The following is a 21,396-nucleotide window of genomic DNA, read 5'->3' as shown; positions in this document are numbered from 1 at the left end:
CTATGAATAGCCGAAGGCTATTTATAGCAAATAAAATTAATTACCTAATGCAGCCTGTGCATTTTTATTTTCAATAAACTCAATTTTATAACCGTCTGGATCTTCGGCAAAAGCAATTACTGTTTTACCACCTAATACCGGGCCCGGCTCACGCGTAATTTTACCGCCTGCCGCACGCACGCTTTCAATCGTTGCATAAATATCGTCAACACCTAATGCGATATGACCGTACGCCGTACCTAATTCATAGCTTTCTACGCCCCAGTTATAAGTTAATTCAATAACCGCACTTTCGCTTTCGTCCGCATAGCCTAAAAATGCTAATGAATATTTATATTCAGGGTTTTCGCTGGTACGAAGTAAGCGCATACCTAACACTTCGGTATAGAATTTAATTGAACGCTCTAAATCACCTACGCGCAACATGGTATGTAAAATTCGCATAATTCATTCCTTATTTAAGTTAAAAAACTACATATATTATGGCATAATTTTACATTAAAATCATTTTTCAATTTTACTTATCTATCAATTTTAAGTTATGTCGCACAATCACGATTCTAAAAAAAAATATGATATTGCCACACACGCACTACTACCAATGATACTAATGCTGTTTGTACAAATGTTACTTAATCACTATTTTGCGCCACAAAATGCGATTTTTATCTCGCCGTATTTACTCGCCTTTTTCGTTGCAAATCTCATTGCATTTTTTGTATTATGGAAAGGAGAAATTTGCCCAGGACAAACGGGTAGATTGTTATTCGTACTAAAATTCTTCATCGTATTTGCGCTTGGCAATTTCGTTTATTCCATCGGCTTCACACCAAAACACAATCCGATGGCACTTGCCGGAGTGGCGTCATTGATGATCGGTATTTTTTATTGGTTATTTAGCGCACATGAAAAACCGATGAACACCTTAATTTACTGCGCTTTTGGTATTCTTGCGGTGGGAATGATTCAGTATTTGGCGATTTATTGGGTTGAACTGCCGTCTTTATTTAACGGTGTGCGCGCCAATAATTTTGCTCAGCTGTTACTTGGTATTCTGCTTGCCGGTTGGTATTTAATGCTGGCAAAAAGTCGCCTTGATGTTTTCTTTAAATTATTAATACAGCTTGCGCTAATCGTGTTGGTGCTAAATTATTTATGGAGTGCATTTGTGCTTTACCAGCAATTGCAAATGATACCGGATATGGCGTTATTGCCTTATGTGCTTTACTTTATCGTACAATTTGTCATTTTTGCTTTACTCGCTTGGTTATTACTTGGCAAAGGCGAAAAACAGATTAAAAACCCACTCGGTTGGACATTAGCTACCTTATTAGCGATGCTCTATCCATTTACCAATATGATCTAATGCTGAAACGTAGCTTACTTGTTATCGGTACTTTTGTTGCACTGCTGATTGTCGGCGGTGCGACACTGCTTTCAGGTAAGCAACTTGCTACGGTAACTAATTGGTTGCTACCGGACGGCTGGCAAATTCAAATGTCCACCGGCGGTATTCAAGCTAATTTGGAAAATGCAAATATAGCGAAATTTTCTCTCACTTATCAAAATTGTCCTTTAATTACGGTTGATAACCTTGCTGTACATTGGCACAACCAGCATAGTATCTCAATCAATAAAGCGATTCTTGATTATCAATGTTTAACTCAATTACCGGCCTCGGATGAATCATCATCTACGTTCTCTCTTACACCAATTCTAGCTTTGCTCCCCGATGGCGAAGCGGAAATTAAAGCGTTACATTGGCTAAATTTACCTAATGATTTGCATCCTCGTTTAGCGCAATTACTAACCACGCCGAGTTACAGCAAATTTGCATTTTTTCAGCAAAAATTGACCGCTTTAATCCGCCAACAAGCGGTCGAATTAACGACAGAATTTACCAATCAAACACTTTCCGGCAATTTAAGCTATCAACCGAGCGAACAGGAAAAACACAATTTACTGTTTTCCGCCCACGTGAATCCGAAAAATTTGTTCGCCATTCCATCACAATTTGAAGGCGATTATCACTGGATTCTACCGAAAGAAATCGTCGCAAATGAAGTAATTCGAGAAGGCAGCTCTCTACTCAGTTGGCAAACCGATGAACAAAATCAGTTAGTCGGCGATTGGGCTTTCGCTTCTGAAACCGCCCCGAAAAATCGCTTAAATTTTCCATTCCGTTTTGATTCACAAACCCTTGAAATTAAACAGGGTAAATTCTATTGGGATTGGCTGGAAGATTTTCCGCTACAAGGCTTTATTAATGCAAAACTCACGCCGAACAGTTTTGCGAATGGCGATTATTATCCGATTAAAACCTACTTACGTTTTAACTTGCTATCGCAAAGTAAAAATGCCGGTAAAGGAAATATTGTATTGGAAAGCCGTGACGGTGAATTACAAGCTGACAGTTTAAATATGCCATTTCAAATTACCGGTAATGTGAAATATGACAATTTCATTCTGTACAGTTCTTTACCGGTAGCATTTAGCGGTAAATTTGATCATCTGAGTTTTAAATTTCAGCCAAAATCGCTGTTACGTTTGGTGGGGAAACAACGATTACTGGCAATTCATGAATTACGTTTTCCGCTTGCCGGGATTCAGATTAATAAGCATGGTGTAAATGGTCGCTTACATGCAGTATTCAAAGGTGAAAGCCCTGATTTTAAAAACATCAATCTGCATTTAGACGGTTTTGCCAAAAACTTCAAAATGGGACAATTAGACTTTTTTGAAGACATTGTGGATAAAAATGCAGTACAAGATTTGTGGCAATGGCGAGTTTGGGGCGATACTAATATCCACACAATAGCCAGCAAACTTAACATCAGCGGGCAAGGAAATTGGCACAAAAATTTAGTACAACTCAACAAATTAAGTGGTGAATTAGGCAAAATTCACCAGCAAGGCGTGTATATTCCTAAAACCGGATTACGTTTACTAGAGCCAATTAAATTTGCTTATGAAACATGGCAACTTAACGGCGGACTTCAAATCCAATCGCCTGAAATTAGTTTTGATTACGGCGGGAAAATTCCATCGCCGTCCGCAAAATTACAAGTGAACGGTGAAATTGAAAACTTGAACCTAAAAGGCGAACTGCAAGCAGAACAAATTAAACCGCTTCAATTATTCGCCCGCCGTAAACTGACCAAAACCGCGAGCGAACTGATTGGGCGATTATACTGGAAAGAACAACCGGCAAAAGTGTTCCAACCGTTAATTCCGTTTCGTCAACATTGGCTAATCACCAGCGGCACTGTTCGAGGCGAAACCGCTTTCAGCGCCAGTGCAGAAAAAGGTATTATTGCCGGTGGGTATTTTGCCATTCGTAACGCTGCGCTTTCCATGCCGAACGGTGAAGCGAAAGCGATTGAATTTAACCTGCCCTACCGCTTACAGAACAACGAGTTTGACTTCGGTTTGAAACAGCCTATCGACTTAAAAATCGGGCAACTGAATATTGGCTTACCGATTGAGAATATTCGGGTAAAAGTATTCGGGCATTATCCTTATAGCCGTAAAAAACCGTTAATGCTCAAACAGCTTTCAATGAATTTATTAGATGGTGCGTTGAGTGTTGAGCAATTTGCTTTGCCACAGACTCAAATTGCTTATTTAAAGCTGGCAAATATCAATTTTGAACGTATCCTTGAATTGGTGCAATATCAGCAAATTGAGCTCAAAGGAAAAGCCAATGCTACCTTGCCGTTTTGGTTGGAAGGTAAACCTTGCTATGTATGTGACGGCTTACTGACCCAAGCTGTAGAATCCAATTTAAAAATTCAGCCCGAATTAATGAAAGCAATTTCACAAACCAGTGGCTATTCCGAGCGACTATTACTCTATTTACTCAATGATACGAAAATTACCGATTTACGTAGCCTGATTAATGTTGGACCGAATGGTGAAATGGCGCTAGATGCCAAATTAAAAATGCAACTTAATCAGCAAGAAAAAGCCAAAATTAACTTTAATTATCGTCATAAAGAGAATATCTTTAGCCTTTGGCATATGATCAATTCAGGTTCTTATGTCGAACAGAATCTTGAAAATGCTATTTACCAGCAACTAGATAAAAGAAAATGAGAAAAAGCCTACTTTTTGCAATTTTTTGCCTAAATTTGACCGCTTGCACCCCCAAAGTACAGCTTGAAACGCCGGCGGAAGGGATCACGATTAATATGAATGTGGTGGTGGATCACCGTATTGATGTGAAATTTGATGAAAAGTCTCGTGCCGTATTGCAAACCTCAGATAACAAAGCGGCTAAATCAGAAGCAGTGGTAGCAACACCGGCAGAATAACCCTCATAAAAAAATGCACGGAACATTCCGTGCATTGGTAATTAGAACGTCACCATTTGATGATGTTTAAATTGTTGGTAAATTTCCGCTAATTTTTGACCGCTTGGCAGCACTAAATCAGGGGTAAGATCATACATCGGCACAATTACAAACTCTCGATTTTTCATTTCAATATGTGGTACGGTTAAACGTTCGTTTTGAATCTGTTCATCGCCGTATAAGATAATATCCAAATCCAGCGTACGCTCGCCCCAGCGGCGAATTCGTACTCGTCCTTGAGCGTTTTCAATACTTTGTAATTTATCCAACAATTCAAGCGCCGTTAAATCGGTATCGAATTTTGCCACCGCATTCACATAATCCGGTTGATCTTGCGGCCCGACCGGCTTACTGCCGTAGAATGGACTAATTTCAAAATTAATTGCAAATGTTTTTAAAGATTCGACCGCTTGTTTAACCTGTGCAAGCGGGTTATCCAAATTAGAACCTAATGCGATATAAACCGTTTTCATCATAATGTCCGTTTCTGTCAATCTAGCTAAAAGAAAAGGCACAAGTTCTCACTTGCGCCATACTTTAGTTTATTCAGCCATGGCTTTCTTCGCCGGCTTTTTCTTTCTAAATGTCTTACGACGACGTTTTTTCTTTTCTTCGCCTGCAAAATTCGGCAAATTTCTGACCGCTTTAAGCATTTCCGCACGTTGTGCGTCATTGCTAAATTGATATTCATGCCACCACGCTGAAAGCTCAACAAGGTCACCACCTTCAATCTCAGCACGCATCACTAATAAATCAAAACCTGCACGGAATTTTACGTGTTCTAAGGTCTGTTGCGGACGTTTACCCGAACGTTTGGTCATTTGGAATTGTAACGCCCAAATATCACGAATCACAGACGTATGACGGCGATGTAATGCAATCGCTTTACAACTTTCAGCTAAGACATCGTTAGCTGCCAACATCATCGCATCATGGCTATTTAAACCGCCTTCGTTTTTAAGCACTTCCATTTTCTCACGTAATGGATACCAAAGAAGAGCTGCGAATAAAAATGCCGGATTCACACGTAAATTATCACGAATACGATTATCAGTTGAGCTAAGCGCTTTGCTTAACATTCGCTCCGCATTCGAGTCATTATGTTCGGTAAAAAACGGCACTAGCACAGGGAATAACTGCTCAAACAAGCCGTATTCACGCATTAATTGATAAGTTTTAAAGCCTTGTCCCGATTGCAGTAATTTTAATGATTCATCAAATAAACGTGCAGCCGGAATATTCTTCAATAAATGGGCTAATTCACGAATCGGCGCATCGGTCGGTTTGTCCAAGAACATATCCAATTTCGCCATAAAGCGAACTGCACGTAACATACGCACCGGATCTTCTTGATAGCGCACAACCGGATCACCGATTAAACGTAATTTCCCTGCTTTCAGATCCGCAATACCGTTAAAGAAATCAAAAACCAGGTTATGTTTCGGATCGTAATAGAGCGAGTTAACGGTAAAATCGCGACGTTGTGCGTCTTCACGTAGCGTGCCGTACACATTGTCACGTAACAGCATACCTTCTTCACTGACTTTTGAGATTTTATCGCTGCTATGATTGCTATGATCCGCTCGGAAAGTCGCCACTTCATAAATATCACGCCCGAATACAATATGTGCTAAACGAAAACGGCGACCGATTAAACGACATTGGCGACCAAAGACTTTCTGAATTTCTTCCGGTTTCGCATTGGTTGCAACGTCAAAATCTTTCGGCTTATGCCCTAACAATAAATCTCGAATACAGCCGCCGACTACGTAAGCTTCAAAACCCGCACGCTGTAATTTTTCAACGATAGCTAGTACATTTTTCGGAAAATCTTTCGGCGTAATATCATAATGACCGGCACTTATTGTAAATTTTTTGTGCAACAGATGAGAAGACACATTTGAATTACTTGATTTCTTTGCTTTTTTAAACTTATGCGGCTTGCTGTCATTCGCTTTCGAGTCAGAACATTTTGTTCGTGATTCTGCCGTTTTAACTGTCTTGCCCTGCTTACGTTCTTCCGATTCAAACTCTACAAGTGATTGCTTTTTAACGTTTTTTCGACGAGTAAATAACAATTTGATATAGTTAAAAATGATACACCTCTGAAATTAACAATCAAGAACGGATTAAATAAAAATAATGGACAATGTGAGATTGCCCATTATCAATTTCGATTATCCATTTCTAATTAAGCTTATAAGCCCATTTGCTTTTCACGGATTTCTGCAAGCGTTTTACAGTCAATACACATATCTGCTGTCGGGCGAGCTTCTAAACGGCGTAGACCAATTTCCACACCACAAGTTTCACAGTAACCGTACTCATCTTCAGCAATGCTATTTAGCGTTTGCTCAATTTTTTTAAGCAATTTACGCTCGCGGTCACGGTTTCTTAATTCAAGACTAAATTCTTCTTCCTGTGTTGCGCGATCCGCTGGATCGGCAAAGTTTGCAACTTCCTCTTGCATTTGGCTTTTGGTGCGCTCAGCTTCTTCCATAATTTGAACATGCCACGCACGAAGAATTTTTCGGAAATGCTCTTTTTGAGCATCGCTCATGTATTCTTCGTCTTTTTTAGGTTGGTAAGGTGTAACGCCTGCTAGAGCTAATAAACCTAATGAAGTGGTACCTGCCACTTGAGCCATAATTTCACTCCTTGTTGGATAGTGTTGCCCCTGTTTAGAATAATTTGATATAAAAAATTTTAGGGGATAATTCAAAAGGGCGTATAAATAACAAATGTAATCCCTTTTGGCAATCAGATTTTGTAAAAATTTTTATAATTTTTACCGCTTAGCAGACAATAAAAACGGCTAAAGATTCCTTAGCCATTTAAATAAGCCAGTTATTTCCGTTACCAGCTTTGCTGCCAAATTGCGATCCATTGTTTTACCGTTTCCAGAGACGGCTGAGTAAATGTAAGTTGTTTATATTCAGGTAACGCCTTAAATGCTGGGTCTACTTCTGTACTTACCACCGGTTTCATCACATTATGGTAAGAAATCACATTTTGCGCTTGAGCTTGGTGTAAAAATTGCAAAAATTGTTTGGCTAATGCTTTTTGTTTACTCACTTTGATAATTGCCGCAACTTCCGTTTGAATCAAATGCCCTTCTTCAAATTGCGCCGCAACATATTTATCAGCTTTCTCGTGCCATTGATGATAAAGCGGTGAAGTCGCATAGCTCATCACCAAATCAGACTCGCCTTTCAAAAAAGCGCCATAAGTTTCAGACCAACCCTTGCCTACGGTTACCGTATGTTTGGCTAACATTTTCCAAGCTTGCTCAGCTTTATCGCCATACACGCTGTTTAGCCAAAATAATAAACCTCGACCGACTGTACTGGTACGAGGATCTTGATAAATCACTTTTAAGTCTTGGCGTTCGACTAATTCTTTTAATGATTTCGGCGGCTGCACTAATTTCTCTTTATCATAGATAAAAGCATATTCGCTGTAATCATACGGAAAAAAGACTTTATTTTGCCAAGGAAAATCATTAATCGTTAATTCGTGTTCAGTGAAGAAACCTGACTTTTGCGCGTCTTCCATCGTAAAATTATCCAACCCGAGCATCACATCCGCTTTGGTTTTTTTGCCCTCTAAACGAATTCGATTGAACATTGTAATACCGTCTTCAAAGGGTAAAAATCTCACGTCACACTGACATTGTTTTTCGAATAATACTTCAAGTTTAGGTGCGGGTCCCCACTTTGAAGTGAAAGAATCATAAGTGTAAACCGTCAATACAGGTGTTTGCGCTACAGATTGTGCCGCAAAACAGCAAGCCGATAATGCCAAAAGTTTTTTCATTGTCGTGTATTCCTTCTAAAAATAAACTAGAAGGATTTGAGTAAACCAGCTACCTTTCTGCTCAGTCAGCCATTTTATCTATGGTAAACATAGCAAACGTCTCAAATCCCTACGCTGATACTAATCAGATCAGGTTCTATGGGTAGTTTCTCAGCTTTGTAAAGCACCCCAATGAGAACGAGGCAAATTGTAAGGTATGCATAAATATAATGCAAATCCAAAAAGCAAACGTTTGCCTTTTGTTATTTTAGAAGATACACTACAGTCCTAGTGCCAAGAAAGGAACTAGATAGATGCATATGCAAAACCTTACAACATACTTAAACACTCATTTAGCCAAACATCATTTCATTATGGTGCTTGGCTCTTTTTTTTGGCACTTCAACTCATTTGTAGATCTCTTTTTTAGAGATCTTTTTTTACCTAAAATTCAGCAAAATAAGTAGAGAGGAAAAGATTAATATGAGCCAATTAATTCGTACGCTCAAAAGTCATATTCGTGACGAAATCATTAAAAAAGGCGGTTGGGTGAATGCTCACGCCCATGCAGACCGAGCATTTACGATGACGCCGGAAAAAATTGCCATTTACCAAAATGCCAATCTACAACAAAAATGGGATTTAGTTGATGAAGTAAAACGCAATTCAACGGTTGATGATTACTACCGCCGTTTTTCACAAGCGATTGAATTAATGATTTCACAAGGGGTTACCGCATTCGGGACTTTTGTGGATATTGACGGCGTATGTGAAGATCGTGCAATTATTGCCGCTCACAAAGCACGTGAAGTGTATAAAAGCGATATTACCTTAAAATTTGCCAACCAAACCTTAAAAGGCGTAATTGAGCCAACTGCAAAAAAATGGTTTGATATCGGCTCTGAAATGGTAGATATGATTGGTGGCTTGCCATACCGTGACGAATTAGATTTCGGCAAAGGCTTGGAAGCAATGGATATTTTGATGGATAAAGCTAAATCACTCGGCAAGATGTTGCATGTACACGTGGACCAATTTAATACCCCGAAAGAAAAAGAAACCGAACAATTATGCGATAAAGCAATTGAGCACAATATGCAAGGTCGAGTGGTGGCAATCCACGGTATTTCAATCGGCGCACACCCGAAAGAATATCGTAAAATGCTTTACCAAAAAATGCGTGACTCACAAATGATGGTGATCGCTTGCCCAATGGCGTGGATTGACAGTGGTCGTAAAGAAGACTTACAGCCGTTCCACAATGCACTGACACCAGCGGATGAATTAATTCCGGAAGGTATTACCGTTGCAATCGGTACCGATAATATCTGTGACTATATGGTACCGTTATGTGAAGGCGATATGTGGCAAGAACTTAGCTTACTCTCTGCCGGCTGCCGTTTTACCAACTTAGAAGAAATGGCGAATATCGCTTCAATTAATGGTAGAAAAGTATTGGGCCTACTCTAATTTCCGACTATTCACTCATTTTTATACTTTTAAATACCAACAAGCGGTCAAATTTGCAAAAAAATCTGTAAATTCGACCGCTTGTTTCTTTTCCTCTCTCCAATTCTCGGCAATTTTCCGCTATAATTCCGAAGATTTTGTCTCCGCAATTTATCACAGCGGAAAACCTATTTTATAAATCTTAAGGATATTTTATGATGCGTTCTCATTATTGTGGTGTTTTAAACCGCTCGCACGTTGGTCAAACCGTAACATTAAGCGGTTGGGTTCACCGTGTGCGTAACCTCGGTCGTTTTATTTTTATGCAAATTCGTGACCGTGAAGGTATCGTGCAAGTTTTCTTTGACGAGAAAGACGAAGCGCTTTTCAAAATCGCTTCAAGCCTACGTTCGGAAGCGTGTGTGCAAATTCAAGGTGAGGTGATTGCACGCGATGAATCACAAATCAACAAAGAGATGGCGACCGGCGAAATCGAAGTGTTAGTTAAAAATGTGATTGTATATAACAATGCTGAAGTATTACCGCTTGATTTCAACCAAAACAACACAGAAGAGCAACGTTTAAAATATCGTTATCTTGATTTACGCCGTCCGGAAATGGCGGAGAAACTTAAAACCCGTGCGAAAATCACCAGCTTTGTACGCCGCTATATGGATGACAACGGCTTCCTTGATATCGAAACACCAATGTTAACCAAAGCGACACCTGAAGGTGCGCGTGACTACTTAGTGCCAAGCCGTGTGCACAACGGTAAATTCTATGCCTTACCGCAATCACCGCAGCTTTTCAAACAGTTGCTAATGATGTCAGGTTTTGACCGTTACTACCAAATCGTAAAATGTTTCCGTGATGAAGATTTACGTGCTGATCGTCAGCCGGAATTTACCCAAATCGATGTGGAAACCTCATTCTTAACCGCTGAAGAAGTGCGTGAATTAATGGAAAAAATGATCCACGGCTTATGGTTGGATCGCTTAAACGTAGATTTAGGTAAATTCCCAATCATGACATGGCAGGAAGCAATGCAACGTTTCGGTTCGGACAAACCGGATTTACGTAACCCATTAGAATTAGTGGACGTGGCGGACATTTTAAAAGACGTGGAATTTAAAGTATTTAACGAACCGGCAAATTCAGCAGACGGTCGTGTAACCGTACTTCGTGTACCAAATGGTGCAAGCCTTACTCGTAAACAAATTGACGAATATACGCAATTTGTCGGTATTTACGGTGCAAAAGGCTTAGCGTGGGCGAAAATCAATGATGTAAATGCCGGTATGGAAGGCATCCAAAGCCCGGTAGCAAAATTCTTAAACGAAGAGGTTTTCAAAGCATTAATTGAGCGTACTAACGCAACTAGCGGCGATATCCTATTCTTTGGCGCAGATAAATGGCAAGTGGTTACCGATTCAATGGGGGCTTTACGTCTGAAAGTTGGTCGTGATTTAGCATTAACCGATCTTTCAGCATGGAAACCGCTTTGGGTGATTGACTTCCCAATGTTTGAAAAAGATGATGAGGGTAACCTTTCAGCAATGCACCACCCGTTTACATCTCCAAAAAATTTAACGCCGGAAGAGTTAGCGACAAATCCGGTGAATGCGGTTGCAAATGCTTATGATATGGTTATCAACGGCTACGAAGTGGGCGGTGGTTCAGTACGTATTTACGATCCGAAAATGCAACAAACCGTATTCGGTATCTTAGGTATTAACGAAGAAGAGCAACAAGAAAAATTCGGCTTCTTATTAGACGCATTAAAATTCGGTACGCCACCGCACGCGGGGCTTGCATTCGGTTTAGACCGTTTAACCATGCTTATCACCGGTACGGAAAATATCCGTGATGTCATCGCATTCCCGAAAACAACGGCTGCTGCGTGTTTAATGACTGAAGCGCCAAGTTTTGCAAATCCGCAAGCATTGGAAGAGCTTGGTATTGAGGTCGTGAAAAAAGAGAAAGCGGAATAAGACAAGCGGTCAAAAATCGCTTATTTTTGCGAATGAAATATAAAAATCCTAACTCCATTTTAGTTGTGATTTATGCGCAAAATTCGGGTAGAGTCTTAATGCTGCAACGCCAAGACGATCCCGAATTTTGGCAATCGGTGACCGGTTCACTCGAACCGAATGAACAGCCGTTTGATACGGCGATTCGTGAAGTGAAAGAAGAAATCGGTATCGATATTTTAGCGGAAAAACTTGCGCTAACGGACTGCAACGAATCGGTGGAATTTGAGATTTTTCCACATTTTCGGTATAAATACGCGCCTGATGTGACACATTGCTCGGAACATTGGTTTTTACTTGCCTTAACGCAAGAACAACAACCGATATTAAGTGAACATTTAGCATTTAAATGGGTAAGCGTTGAGGAAGCCATCCGGCTAACAAAATCACCGAATAATGCGGCAGCAATTGCGAAATATTTAACTCCCCTCTTTAGAAAAGAAGGGGACTTTTTCAAAACATAAATTTAAAAGAAGGAAACAACAGAATGGCAGGTCATAGTAAGTGGGCTAACATTAAACACCGTAAGGCAGCACAAGATGCACAACGCGGTAAGATCTTTACTAAATTAATCCGTGAATTAGTTACTGCAGCTAAATTAGGCGGTGGTGATGTTTCTGCAAACCCTCGTTTACGTTCTGCAGTAGATAAAGCATTATCAAACAATATGACTCGTGATACGATCAATCGTGCAATTGAGCGTGGTGTAGGCGGCGGCGATGACACCAATATGGAAACCAAAATCTACGAAGGTTACGGCCCGGGTGGTACGGCGGTGATGGTTGAATGTTTAAGTGATAATGCAAACCGTACTATTTCACAAGTTCGTCCAAGCTTCACTAAATGTGGCGGCAACTTAGGTACAGAAGGTTCTGTTGGTTACTTATTCAGCAAAAAAGGTTTAATTTTAATTGCTTCCGGCGATGAAGACGCTTTAACCGAAGCGGCGATTGAAGCAGGTGCTGACGATATTCAACCACAAGAAGACGGCTCATTTGAAATCTATACCACTTGGGAAGATTTAGGTGATGTACGTGATGGCATTGAAAAAGCAGGTTTCAAAATTGAAAATGCGGAAGTTACGATGATTCCATCAACCACCGTTGAACTTGATGCAGAAACTGCACCGAAATTACTTGATTTGATTAACCGTCTCGAAGATTGTGATGATGTACAAAACGTATATCACAACGGTGAAATCAGTGATGAAGTTGCTGCATTACTATAAAGTATAATATATAAGTCAACCATTTAAGTTGGCTTCTTTTTTACTTAAATTGAACTAACTTCAATAAGTTGGTATCTAACGGATGCGTTTAAAACGTGTGTGTTTATCCCTAACATAAGGAATATAAAAATGAAATTAATCAAATTTGCTTCGGCGTTATCTTTAGCGACTCTTTTAGCAGCTTGTTCAGCAGCAGGCGATGTGGCTTCAACTGTAAGCGAAGGCGTATCAAACGCTGCTTCAGCAACAACTAATGCAGTAAAAGAAGGTGCAACAGCCGTATCTAACGGCGTTTCAAACACAGTAAATACTGTAAAAAATAAATTAACTGCGTCTTCTAAAACCGTGGTTTATCAATGCCAAAACAGCAAAACTGTGGTTGCAACTTATGATTTTGAAGGTGAAAAAGCAACCGGTTTAACTTTAACTGTGAATGATGTGGCGGTAAAAGAGTTAATGCGTGATGAGAAAAATAAAGACTTCGCTTCATTCGCCTCAAAAACGCACGTATGGAACTTAGATGAAACCTTCTCACTTTCAACCTTTAATAAAACCGAAGCGGGAATGTTATTCAAAAAAGGTAAAAATGCAGATGAAATCCTTGCAAAAAACTGCGAAGTTAATCAAACTGCAACTGCAAAGTTAAATAAATAACAGATTGATTCGTTTAGATAAGCGGGCGGATTTGTAAAATTTTTTGCAAATCTGCCCGCTTGTTTTCATTCATTGGACAAGTTATGCCGATTATTTTAGGAATTGACCCCGGTTCACGGGTTACCGGTTATGGTGTGATTCGTCAAACCGGACGCCATTTAGAATATTTAGGAAGCGGCGCAATTCGCACTTCCGTCGATGATCTACCGACTCGCTTAAAACGCATCTATGCAGGCGTGACCGAAATCATCACCCAATTCCAACCTGATATGTTTGCAATTGAACAAGTGTTTATGGCGAAAAATGCCGATTCCGCACTCAAACTCGGGCAAGCTCGTGGTACAGCGATTGTCGCAGCGGTAAATCACGATTTACCTGTGTTTGAATATGCCGCCCGTTTAGTCAAACAAACCGTAACCGGTATCGGCTCGGCGGATAAAATCCAAGTACAAGATATGGTCACCCGTATGCTTCAACTTTCGTCCAAACCACAAGCCGATGCTGCCGATGCCCTTGCGATTGCGATCACTCACGCTCACTCGATTCAACATTCTTTAGTGGTCGCAAAACAAAGTAATCAGAAAGTGAGTAGTGACAAGGAACAAATTCTCGCCTTGATGAAAACCCGTTACAGTCGTGGACGATTCCGCCTAAAAGGCTAATTGCAAAATTTTTGCCATTTTTGACCGCTTGTTGTCCCCATAAAAAAGCCTCTCTTTTCATTGAAAGAGCGGCTTTGTATTATTGCATTAAGCTTTATATAACGTTAAATCAATTTCTTGATCCGCAAAATGCGCTAATTCTTGTTGGTGAGTAATAAAAATTACCGAAGCACTCGGAAGCTGCTGCTTAATTAATTTAAACATTTGCGCCGCAGATTCCGCATCTAAGCTACTAGTTGCTTCATCTAAATAAATCACTTCCGGCTTATTCAATAAGATGCGCGCAAAAGCGATACGCTGCTGTTCTCCACCTGAAAACACATTATGCCAAGCATGAATTTCCGTTAAGCGGTTTAACCACGTACTCAGCCCGACTTGCTCCAATACGCTATTAATTTCCGTATTACTATAACAATTTTTATTCGGATAGCTTAATACGTCCGCTAATGTACCTTCGTTTAAATAACTGCGTTGCGGCACAAGCAAACTTTGTTTATTCGGTTGTTTATACTCTCCCTCATAATAATCCCAAATACCACTTAATACTCGCAATAAAGTCGATTTACCTAAACCACTCTTGCCCTTTAAGCGAATCCATTGGTTATGATCAATTGCCAGAGATAAATCACTAAACAAGCGGTTATTTTCCGGTGTGTAAACGGCAAGCTTTTGCGTATCCAATGCTTTATCACTGACAGCAATTTCCGTTTTAACACGCTTTTCCAATTCATCCATTTCTTGCTTTAATTGGGTTAAACGTTTAATCGCCGAACTCCATTCGGGTAAGCGAGAATAAGCAAAAATAAACCAGCTAAACGCATTAATCACTACACTAAAAGCACTGCGGATTTGCATAATGCCGCCAAAAGTGATCACTTTCATGACTAATAATGGAATGGAGAAAACCACCGGTAATAAATTCGACACACGATCGTAGCCGACGGTAAATAACCCTAACTGTAACTCTTTAGTCATCAGGCTACGCCAGTTGGTAACGATCGCTTTAAACTCATTGGCAAGCGTGATTTTTTCCGCTTCTTCCCCTTGGTAAAGTGCAATCTGTTCCGCATTATCTTGCTTGCGGATTAAGCTGGTACGGAAATTCGCCTCAAATATCTGTTGCTGATAATTTAAATCGTGCAGCTTACGACCGATTAAATGGGTAAATAACGTACCGAATATTGAATACACAACCGCAACCCAGACTAAATAGCCTTTCACCACAAACGTATGCCCGAATAGTGTAAATTCAGGGCTACCGGATAAATTCCATAACACCATAAAGAAGGCATATAATTGAATGATATTGAAGATAAACGATATCGTTAATTCAATGGTTAATTCGATAAATAAGCGAATATCTTCCGCAATACGTTGATCCGGATTATCCATTTTTTTACGATGTACCAAACGATAATAAATTTGCTTAGAAAACCACTGATTCAAAAACTGTTCCGTCATTGCCTGACGCCAACGAATAATCAGCAATTTACGTAACCAAGTACGATAGACATTCGCCAAGACAAAAACGGCAACATAAATAAAATATTCACCTAAAAGTGAATAAGCCTTTTCCACCTCAAGCCCTGCAAGCGTATCGTAGAACACTTTTGACCACTCGGTGATTTTAACGTTGATATAAGTAAAACCGGAACCAATACCGATGATAACAATCGCCATTAACCAGGCTTGCCCATTCGATCGGTTAACCCAATACGGCTGACATAATGCGTATAAATTTTTAAAAAATTGCGTCATGAAAATTCCTGAAAATTCCGAGAAAATACAAAAAAATAGGCGACGCCGCCCCGCCTATTCTAATTGGTACACAGCTATTTCTTCGGCGTCGTCACAAATAGCTTTTCACTATTTGGGTTATAAATATTTCCCGCCATTACTTTCACTTTTTCTAAGCTAATCTCATCAGTAAGCTGCTGCATATCCGAGAGATATTGCGGATTACCGAATTGCTCATCGCTTAAAATTAAACGTGAAAGCCATGTTCTTGGTTCATTCAAGCGACCTTTTTCCGCTTGTACGAACATCGCTTTAGCTTGTTTTACGTCATCTTCGCTAATTTGGCTCGGTAAATCGCTTAATACCAAGCGAGCTTGTTCCACCAATTTATCCGTGAGATCCGGATTTGCGACAAAACTTAATTCCGATTCAACTCGCTGCGTTTCAGGATTGAGTGTACTGTCGAAGCGTAAGCTATACACACCAAGTTGTTGATCACGTAACGTATTCTTCAACTTAGTGGTTGCAATATTGCGTACCAACGAAACTAACATCGCATCTTTACCTTGCCATTGATGCGGGGTAAAACTCCATAAACGGACATCGTCTTTCGGCTCTAGATTCATCGCAAATTCTGCTTGTGCTTTGCCGTCAACCGGTAAAGTTTGGGTCGAATTCAACCGCTTGTCACGAGGAAGATCCGCCAACAATTCAGCGACTAATTTCTTCACATCCGCTTCATTCATATCATTCATTAAATAGAATGTAGTCGGCGCACTCACCATTTTCGCCCATTGCTCATTCAGCTCTTTTTCGGTTAGTTGTGCTAATGAAGCCTTATTCGGCAAAGTATCGTCCACTTTTTCAAGATTAAAGCGTAATTTCGAGATCGCTTTTAAACGTTCGGTTTCATCGCTTTTCTCATTCTGCACATCAATCGTTCTGGCAATAGATTCTTTGGTTTCGTCTAAACCTTCTTTAACCTTAGTTTCCTTTTGGTAAGCGTAATAGAGACGAAGTAATTCCGCTAATTTGCCATTTTCCGCCGAACCGTCAAAACTTAGTTTAGTTGCGGTTTGCTTAATCGACAGATTAATTTTGTTAAGCTCTTTCCAACGTACCAGTTGCTCAATTTCCCAATCAAGCGGTGCGTTTTGCTCAATTAATTGCGAAGCGATTTGGCTTTGCCAAATACCTAAACCTTGCGCTTTAAAGCCGGCTGAACTTTGCGCCATAAATAAGGTGCGATCTTTAGCAAGAGGTGATTTAAGCCACACCACTTTATCACCATTTGAAAGCATCCAATATTTTACTTGTTGCGCATCAAAGCTTTGCTCACTGATGATTGTGCCTTTACCGGCTACTGTCTCTAATGACATTGGCACAATTTCTTTCTCTTTTTGCGGAGTGGCAATTTCCGATTTCTCTACTTGTGCTTGTAACTCATTCACGATCGCTTCCGTAATCGGGGCAATTTGTGTTTTACGAGGTGGTTGATAATTCACCAAGCGATCTTTCGCATTAAACCAATCTTGAATACGTTGGTTCACTTCTTCTACCGAGATTTTTTTTAACATCGGTTCGGTTAAATTGGCAATTTCCGGCTGAGTCAAAAACGGCTTATCAACTAACACCGTATCGACCATAACTTGCATCCATTTTTGGAAATCACGATCACCGTCATGCTTTTTCGCATTTTCGATTTGCGCAAAGATCGGTGCTTTTTGCTTATCCAATTCTTCCTGAGAAAGCGGGAAACGCTTAATGCGCTCAATCTCTTCGAAAATTTGTTTTAAACCAAGCTGATGTGCGGTCGGCTCAACGCTGGCGAAAATCGCAAGTGCAACACTGTTTCTACCGATATCCGATTTACGAGGAACCACTGCCGATACCCCTTGCGGCAATACATCCGCTTGATTACGTAAACGTTGAATTAACGAAGAAAGCGCAAGGCGATCTAATAAGCGTTGGTAACGGCCGTCTTCCGTCTGAGCTCGGCTCTTACTTTCATCAAAACGGAAAATATACGCAATTTGGCTTACCCCACTGCGAGGGTCTTGAATTTTGTTAATTAATAAACGCTCTTTTAAAGCCGGCTCAAGATAATCACGCTTAGGTAACGCTTTCGCTTTTACCTCGCCAAAATAGCGCTGAATCTCCGCTTTGGCTTTTTCCGGCTCAACATCGCCTACCACCAATAAGTTCATATTATTTGGCACATACCAGGTTTGATAGAACTGCTGTAACTGCGTTGCTGGCATTGATTGAATACTTTTTTGTGTACCAATAACTCGATGGCGAGCATAGCGAGAATCCGCTCTCACCGCAGCAGTACGTTGCTCGTTCATTGTTGCGCCAACGCCTAAACCTTGGCGCCATTCTTCCATAATGATTTTGCGCTCGTCATCCAGATCTTCTTGGGTGAAATTTGCGTGAAACACCATTTGGGATAACGCATCAAAACTTTGATCTAATCCTGAAGTTGCTGGAGGGGTTAATAAATAGGTTGTACTGTCAGTAGTTGTCACCGCATTATAGTTTTTGGCACGTACCCATTTTTGCTCATGTAAATAAGGCATTAAGCCGCTCGGGTGAGCATGCGTCCCTCTAAATACCAAATGTTCTACCATATGCGCCACACCAGCTTGATCATCATTTTCATCTACTCCGCCAGCATTTACACGTAAGCGAATTTCTAGATGCCCTTTTTCATCATGTAAAGGGAGAATCGTATATTTCAAACCGTTTTCTAATTGACCTTGAATCGGTTCACTTTTTTCCGCATAGCTTGCGCTTGATACCATAAATAGGACGAGCGCCGTTAAAATCACACGCATTTTTTTAACCTTCTAAAAATAAAAATCCTCTCGCTTAGAAAGCAAGAGGGCAAATAGGTTGCAAGCGGTCAAATTTTAGCAAAAATTTGCAAAATTTTCTGAAAATTTAACCGCTTGTTCACTACCAATTGTAGCTTACCCCAGCCCAGAAGTTACGCCCTTGTTTATAAACCGAACTTTTCTTACTGGATTTCGATAAAGATTTACGGTTTAACACATTATTCACATCAAGGGTAAATTCAAGGAATTGGGTTTGTGTGAGCGGCTGTTTATAGATAAAACGCCAATCGAGATTAAATTCATTCCCCATTTCTAAATCTTCATAAATATCTGCATTACCGACATAATCGCCACAAATCGCACGATTAGCACCCACTGTATATTGTCCATTACAGAGGAACGTTGTATCCACTTCACGTGTTTTACGACCTTTAGCAAAGCTAAAACGTTGATTCCAATTCAGATTAAGCGTTGGAAATTCGGTATTAACATTAAAGAAAGCACTCCACGGTGTGTTAAAGTCATTTGGTGGTAAGTCATCCGCATCAATTAATTTGCCATTGTAGATCGCTTTAGTTTTTAAACTTACATCCTTATCGTAAGTGCTGCTATTTGATTTGCTACGGCTAATTCGCACACCAAAATCCCAATGCAGTTTTGCATATTGCCATTCATAGCCTTTAATTGGCGCAACGCTTAATGTGAAAGTATCATTTTTACTTCTGCCGTTATTATTCATTACCCGATACATTGCACCGGAGAAATAACGGTTTGCGCTGGCAAATTGGTTTTTACTTTGACGATTTACCCATTTAAATGTCCAACGAGTATCCCAAACACGTTGCGCTAAACCAAGCACTTTTTCATCGCTGTAAGGTGTTTTTAATTTACGTGGTTGTAAATAGCGATTTGGCGCAGTACTTTGGCTATCCAATGTCCAATCACCCATTGTACCGTCATCATGAAGCTCTCTTACTTCTTTCTCGGCGGTTTCTAATCCCTGCCTTAAACGAGATGAAAGCAATGAGCCATTGTAATAACGGTTTGCACCTGCAAAAACAATCGTGCTCTGATCGTCAAATAAATCGTAAGAACCTGATAAGCGATAATCAATATTGGTATTATCTAAGAATCGGTTATAACTTAAACGAGAGCCCAGAGAGAGCTCTAATTGTTTCCATTTGAGCTGATCTTGCAAATAAAGCGCAAAATCATCATCTCTTACTTTTACTGTATGCTGATTATAATTTAAACGTTGGTATGCAAACTGATCACCATCAAAACAAGTCTCAGCGCCATTACAAATCACATTCGGTGCTTTGCGATAATAATAAGAATGATAACTGGTATCTCGACCTGACTTAGCTTTAGCAATTTCGGCAATCCAACCGAAACTTAATTTATGCTCCATTCCTGCAAAATCGAACGCATTGCCTTCATAATCTTGCTTGAGAGTATAAATTTCTTTTTCTAATGAACGTTTGCCATAACCGCCGTATTGTGAGTAGGTGCCATTACTTGTCCAGTAGAAATTATCGGATGACATATAACGGTGGTAGTCATTGACATCATATTCCGTGCGGTTACCGGTCTTTTTATAGCCGATGTAGGATTTTACTTTCGCCCAATCTAACGTTTTTTCCCATTCGAGATTAGCTTGTACACCGCCACCGATATTTTCAAACGCACCGTTTTCCGTGTTAGATTTAAACTGCTTCGCATAATTTGGCGAATACATCACAGTTGCACGCCATAAATCACCATTTTCAGGCAAATAAACCGCACGCAAAATATAGTTTTCATTAATACGGGATTGTTTTTTCTCAATCGGCGTATTCGGGCTCGCTAGATAACGCATATTCGCATGCGCATTTTTCATTGTGGATTGCAAACGATCATAAGAGAACATAATGGAAAAATTATCGCTTAGCTTTTCACTAGCATTTAGACCGAATTGATGCTTTACAAAGCGAGGCTGATAATCTAAACGACTTGCTCGTTCAAATGCATCTTCCTTACCTTCTTGAATATAAAATTTAGTCCAATCATCACGAGTAGTACGGTAATAAATTTTCCCTGTACGTCTTTCAAAACTTGGATCTTTTAATCTAGCATCAATCACACCGCCGGTAAAATTGCCGTATTTCGCAGAAACATTGCTATCAAAGACTTCAAGCGATTCTAATAAACTGGAATCAATCCACATTGACTGAGAAGAACCGTTTGGTAAATCGTAAGGGTTTGCACCCACGGCTTCGCCGTTACGCATCTTATTACCGATTGGGTTCATATTGTCATTGTTGGACATTCCGTCCAAAATGAAGTTATTGTTGTAATATTTTTCGCCGTGGAAAGAAACTTCATTTGGGCGGATTTCGCCTGCGTTAGTGGATAAATCTGCTTCATTTGAAAAACGAACATTTGGGTTTGATTTAAGCAAATCGGTAATGCCACCGTTTTTTGCAGCTTGGCGTTTAATTTGTTCAGCGGTAATTTTTTGTGTACCAACTTGCTGGCTGAATGATTGTCCAACAACAACCACTTCATCCAATTCAGCAACATCTTCTGCATAGGAGGAATGAGTTAATGCCAGCAAAATACTGGAATACAGTAAAGAATGTGAAAAATGTTTCATCATGTGTTCTCTAAAAA

Annotated in this window: 17 protein-coding genes and 1 riboswitch; of the genes, 9 read left to right on the top strand and 8 right to left on the bottom strand. The window is 40.0% G+C overall.

Annotated features, from left to right (window positions below; translation table 11 throughout):
• Positions 1 to 36 precede the first annotated feature (36 nt).
• Positions 37 to 444, bottom strand: coding sequence for a lactoylglutathione lyase (gloA, locus tag C228_RS0105165; protein ID WP_014991017.1), 408 nt, complete (start codon positions 442 to 444; stop codon positions 37 to 39).
• A gap of 97 nt (positions 445 to 541) precedes the next feature.
• Here gloA and C228_RS0105160 point away from each other — a divergent pair, with 97 nt between their 5' ends.
• Genes C228_RS0105160 through C228_RS0105150 form a run of 3 tightly spaced genes read left to right on the top strand, consistent with a single transcriptional unit; the run spans position 542 to position 4,313 of the window.
• Positions 542 to 1,366 (top strand): hypothetical protein, encoded by an 825-nt coding sequence (locus C228_RS0105160; protein ID WP_026313197.1) that lies wholly within the window; start codon positions 542 to 544, stop codon positions 1,364 to 1,366.
• Positions 1,366 to 4,095 (top strand): YdbH family protein, encoded by a 2,730-nt coding sequence (locus C228_RS0105155; protein WP_018651616.1) that lies wholly within the window; start codon positions 1,366 to 1,368, stop codon positions 4,093 to 4,095. Before C228_RS0105160 ends, C228_RS0105155 begins: the two co-directional genes overlap by 1 nt.
• On the top strand, positions 4,092 to 4,313 hold the full coding sequence (locus tag C228_RS0105150; RefSeq protein WP_014991014.1) for a YnbE family lipoprotein: 222 nt from the start codon (positions 4,092 to 4,094) through the stop codon (positions 4,311 to 4,313). Before C228_RS0105155 ends, C228_RS0105150 begins: the two co-directional genes overlap by 4 nt.
• A gap of 41 nt (positions 4,314 to 4,354) precedes the next feature.
• On the opposite strand, the gene folK is transcribed toward C228_RS0105150, so the two are convergent.
• From folK to thiB, 4 genes are all read right to left on the bottom strand, one after another.
• Positions 4,355 to 4,825 carry a 2-amino-4-hydroxy-6-hydroxymethyldihydropteridine diphosphokinase gene (gene folK, locus C228_RS0105145; protein ID WP_018651615.1) on the bottom strand — a complete coding sequence of 157 codons (471 nt, stop codon included), beginning with the start codon at positions 4,823 to 4,825 and terminating at the stop codon, positions 4,355 to 4,357.
• 69 nt (positions 4,826 to 4,894) lie between these two features.
• Positions 4,895 to 6,430, bottom strand: coding sequence for a polynucleotide adenylyltransferase PcnB (gene pcnB / locus C228_RS0105140; RefSeq protein WP_018651614.1), 1,536 nt, complete (start codon positions 6,428 to 6,430; stop codon positions 4,895 to 4,897).
• A 119-nt stretch (positions 6,431 to 6,549) separates the two neighbouring features.
• Positions 6,550 to 6,999 carry an RNA polymerase-binding protein DksA gene (gene dksA / locus C228_RS0105135; RefSeq protein ID WP_005624430.1) on the bottom strand — a complete coding sequence of 150 codons (450 nt, stop codon included), beginning with the start codon at positions 6,997 to 6,999 and terminating at the stop codon, positions 6,550 to 6,552.
• Positions 7,000 to 7,208: 209 nt separating this feature from the next.
• The gene (thiB, locus tag C228_RS0105130) at positions 7,209 to 8,168 is read right to left on the bottom strand and encodes a thiamine ABC transporter substrate binding subunit (RefSeq protein ID WP_018651613.1); all 960 of its coding nucleotides are present in this window, start codon (positions 8,166 to 8,168) and stop codon (positions 7,209 to 7,211) included.
• Between the two features lie 88 nt (positions 8,169 to 8,256).
• Positions 8,257 to 8,349: riboswitch (TPP riboswitch) on the bottom strand.
• A 281-nt stretch (positions 8,350 to 8,630) separates the two neighbouring features.
• On the opposite strand from thiB, the gene C228_RS0105120 reads away from it, so the two are divergent.
• The 6 genes from C228_RS0105120 to ruvC all read left to right on the top strand — a co-directional run bounded on the left by C228_RS0105120 (position 8,631) and on the right by ruvC (position 14,170).
• Entirely contained in the window at positions 8,631 to 9,617 is a 987-nt protein-coding gene (locus tag C228_RS0105120; protein WP_018651611.1) for an amidohydrolase family protein, read from the top strand.
• Positions 9,618 to 9,811: 194 nt separating this feature from the next.
• Positions 9,812 to 11,587 carry an aspartate--tRNA ligase gene (aspS, locus tag C228_RS0105115; RefSeq protein ID WP_018651610.1) on the top strand — a complete coding sequence of 592 codons (1,776 nt, stop codon included), beginning with the start codon at positions 9,812 to 9,814 and terminating at the stop codon, positions 11,585 to 11,587.
• 32 nt (positions 11,588 to 11,619) lie between these two features.
• Complete coding sequence (gene nudB, locus C228_RS0105110) at positions 11,620 to 12,090, top strand: dihydroneopterin triphosphate diphosphatase (RefSeq protein WP_018651609.1); 471 nt, start codon at positions 11,620 to 11,622, stop codon at positions 12,088 to 12,090.
• A 23-nt stretch (positions 12,091 to 12,113) separates the two neighbouring features.
• Positions 12,114 to 12,854: a YebC/PmpR family DNA-binding transcriptional regulator gene (locus C228_RS0105105; RefSeq protein WP_018651608.1), complete on the top strand. Its 741-nt coding sequence runs from the start codon at positions 12,114 to 12,116 to the stop codon at positions 12,852 to 12,854.
• A gap of 129 nt (positions 12,855 to 12,983) precedes the next feature.
• A complete protein-coding gene (locus C228_RS0105100) occupies positions 12,984 to 13,508 on the top strand; it encodes a hypothetical protein (RefSeq protein ID WP_018651607.1) in 525 nt (174 codons plus the stop codon).
• 83 nt (positions 13,509 to 13,591) lie between these two features.
• Positions 13,592 to 14,170 (top strand): crossover junction endodeoxyribonuclease RuvC, encoded by a 579-nt coding sequence (ruvC, locus tag C228_RS0105095; protein WP_014991005.1) that lies wholly within the window; start codon positions 13,592 to 13,594, stop codon positions 14,168 to 14,170.
• Between the two features lie 87 nt (positions 14,171 to 14,257).
• Here the strand turns inward: ruvC and C228_RS0105090 are convergent, their stop codons facing one another.
• From C228_RS0105090 to C228_RS0105080, 3 genes are all read right to left on the bottom strand, one after another.
• Complete coding sequence (locus C228_RS0105090; protein ID WP_018651606.1) at positions 14,258 to 15,928, bottom strand: ABC transporter ATP-binding protein/permease; 1,671 nt, start codon at positions 15,926 to 15,928, stop codon at positions 14,258 to 14,260.
• A gap of 74 nt (positions 15,929 to 16,002) precedes the next feature.
• On the bottom strand, positions 16,003 to 18,744 hold the full coding sequence (locus tag C228_RS0105085; protein ID WP_018651605.1) for a M16 family metallopeptidase: 2,742 nt from the start codon (positions 18,742 to 18,744) through the stop codon (positions 16,003 to 16,005).
• A 121-nt stretch (positions 18,745 to 18,865) separates the two neighbouring features.
• Positions 18,866 to 21,382: a TonB-dependent receptor plug domain-containing protein gene (locus C228_RS0105080; protein WP_245552748.1), complete on the bottom strand. Its 2,517-nt coding sequence runs from the start codon at positions 21,380 to 21,382 to the stop codon at positions 18,866 to 18,868.
• Positions 21,383 to 21,396: the final 14 nt, after the last annotated feature.

The sequence above is a fragment of the Actinobacillus capsulatus DSM 19761 genome (genome assembly GCF_000374285.1).
Taxonomy (GTDB): domain Bacteria; phylum Pseudomonadota; class Gammaproteobacteria; order Enterobacterales; family Pasteurellaceae; genus Actinobacillus; species Actinobacillus capsulatus.
Note: the sequence above shows the minus strand (reverse complement) of the source record. Positions and strands in the feature narration are given on the sequence as shown.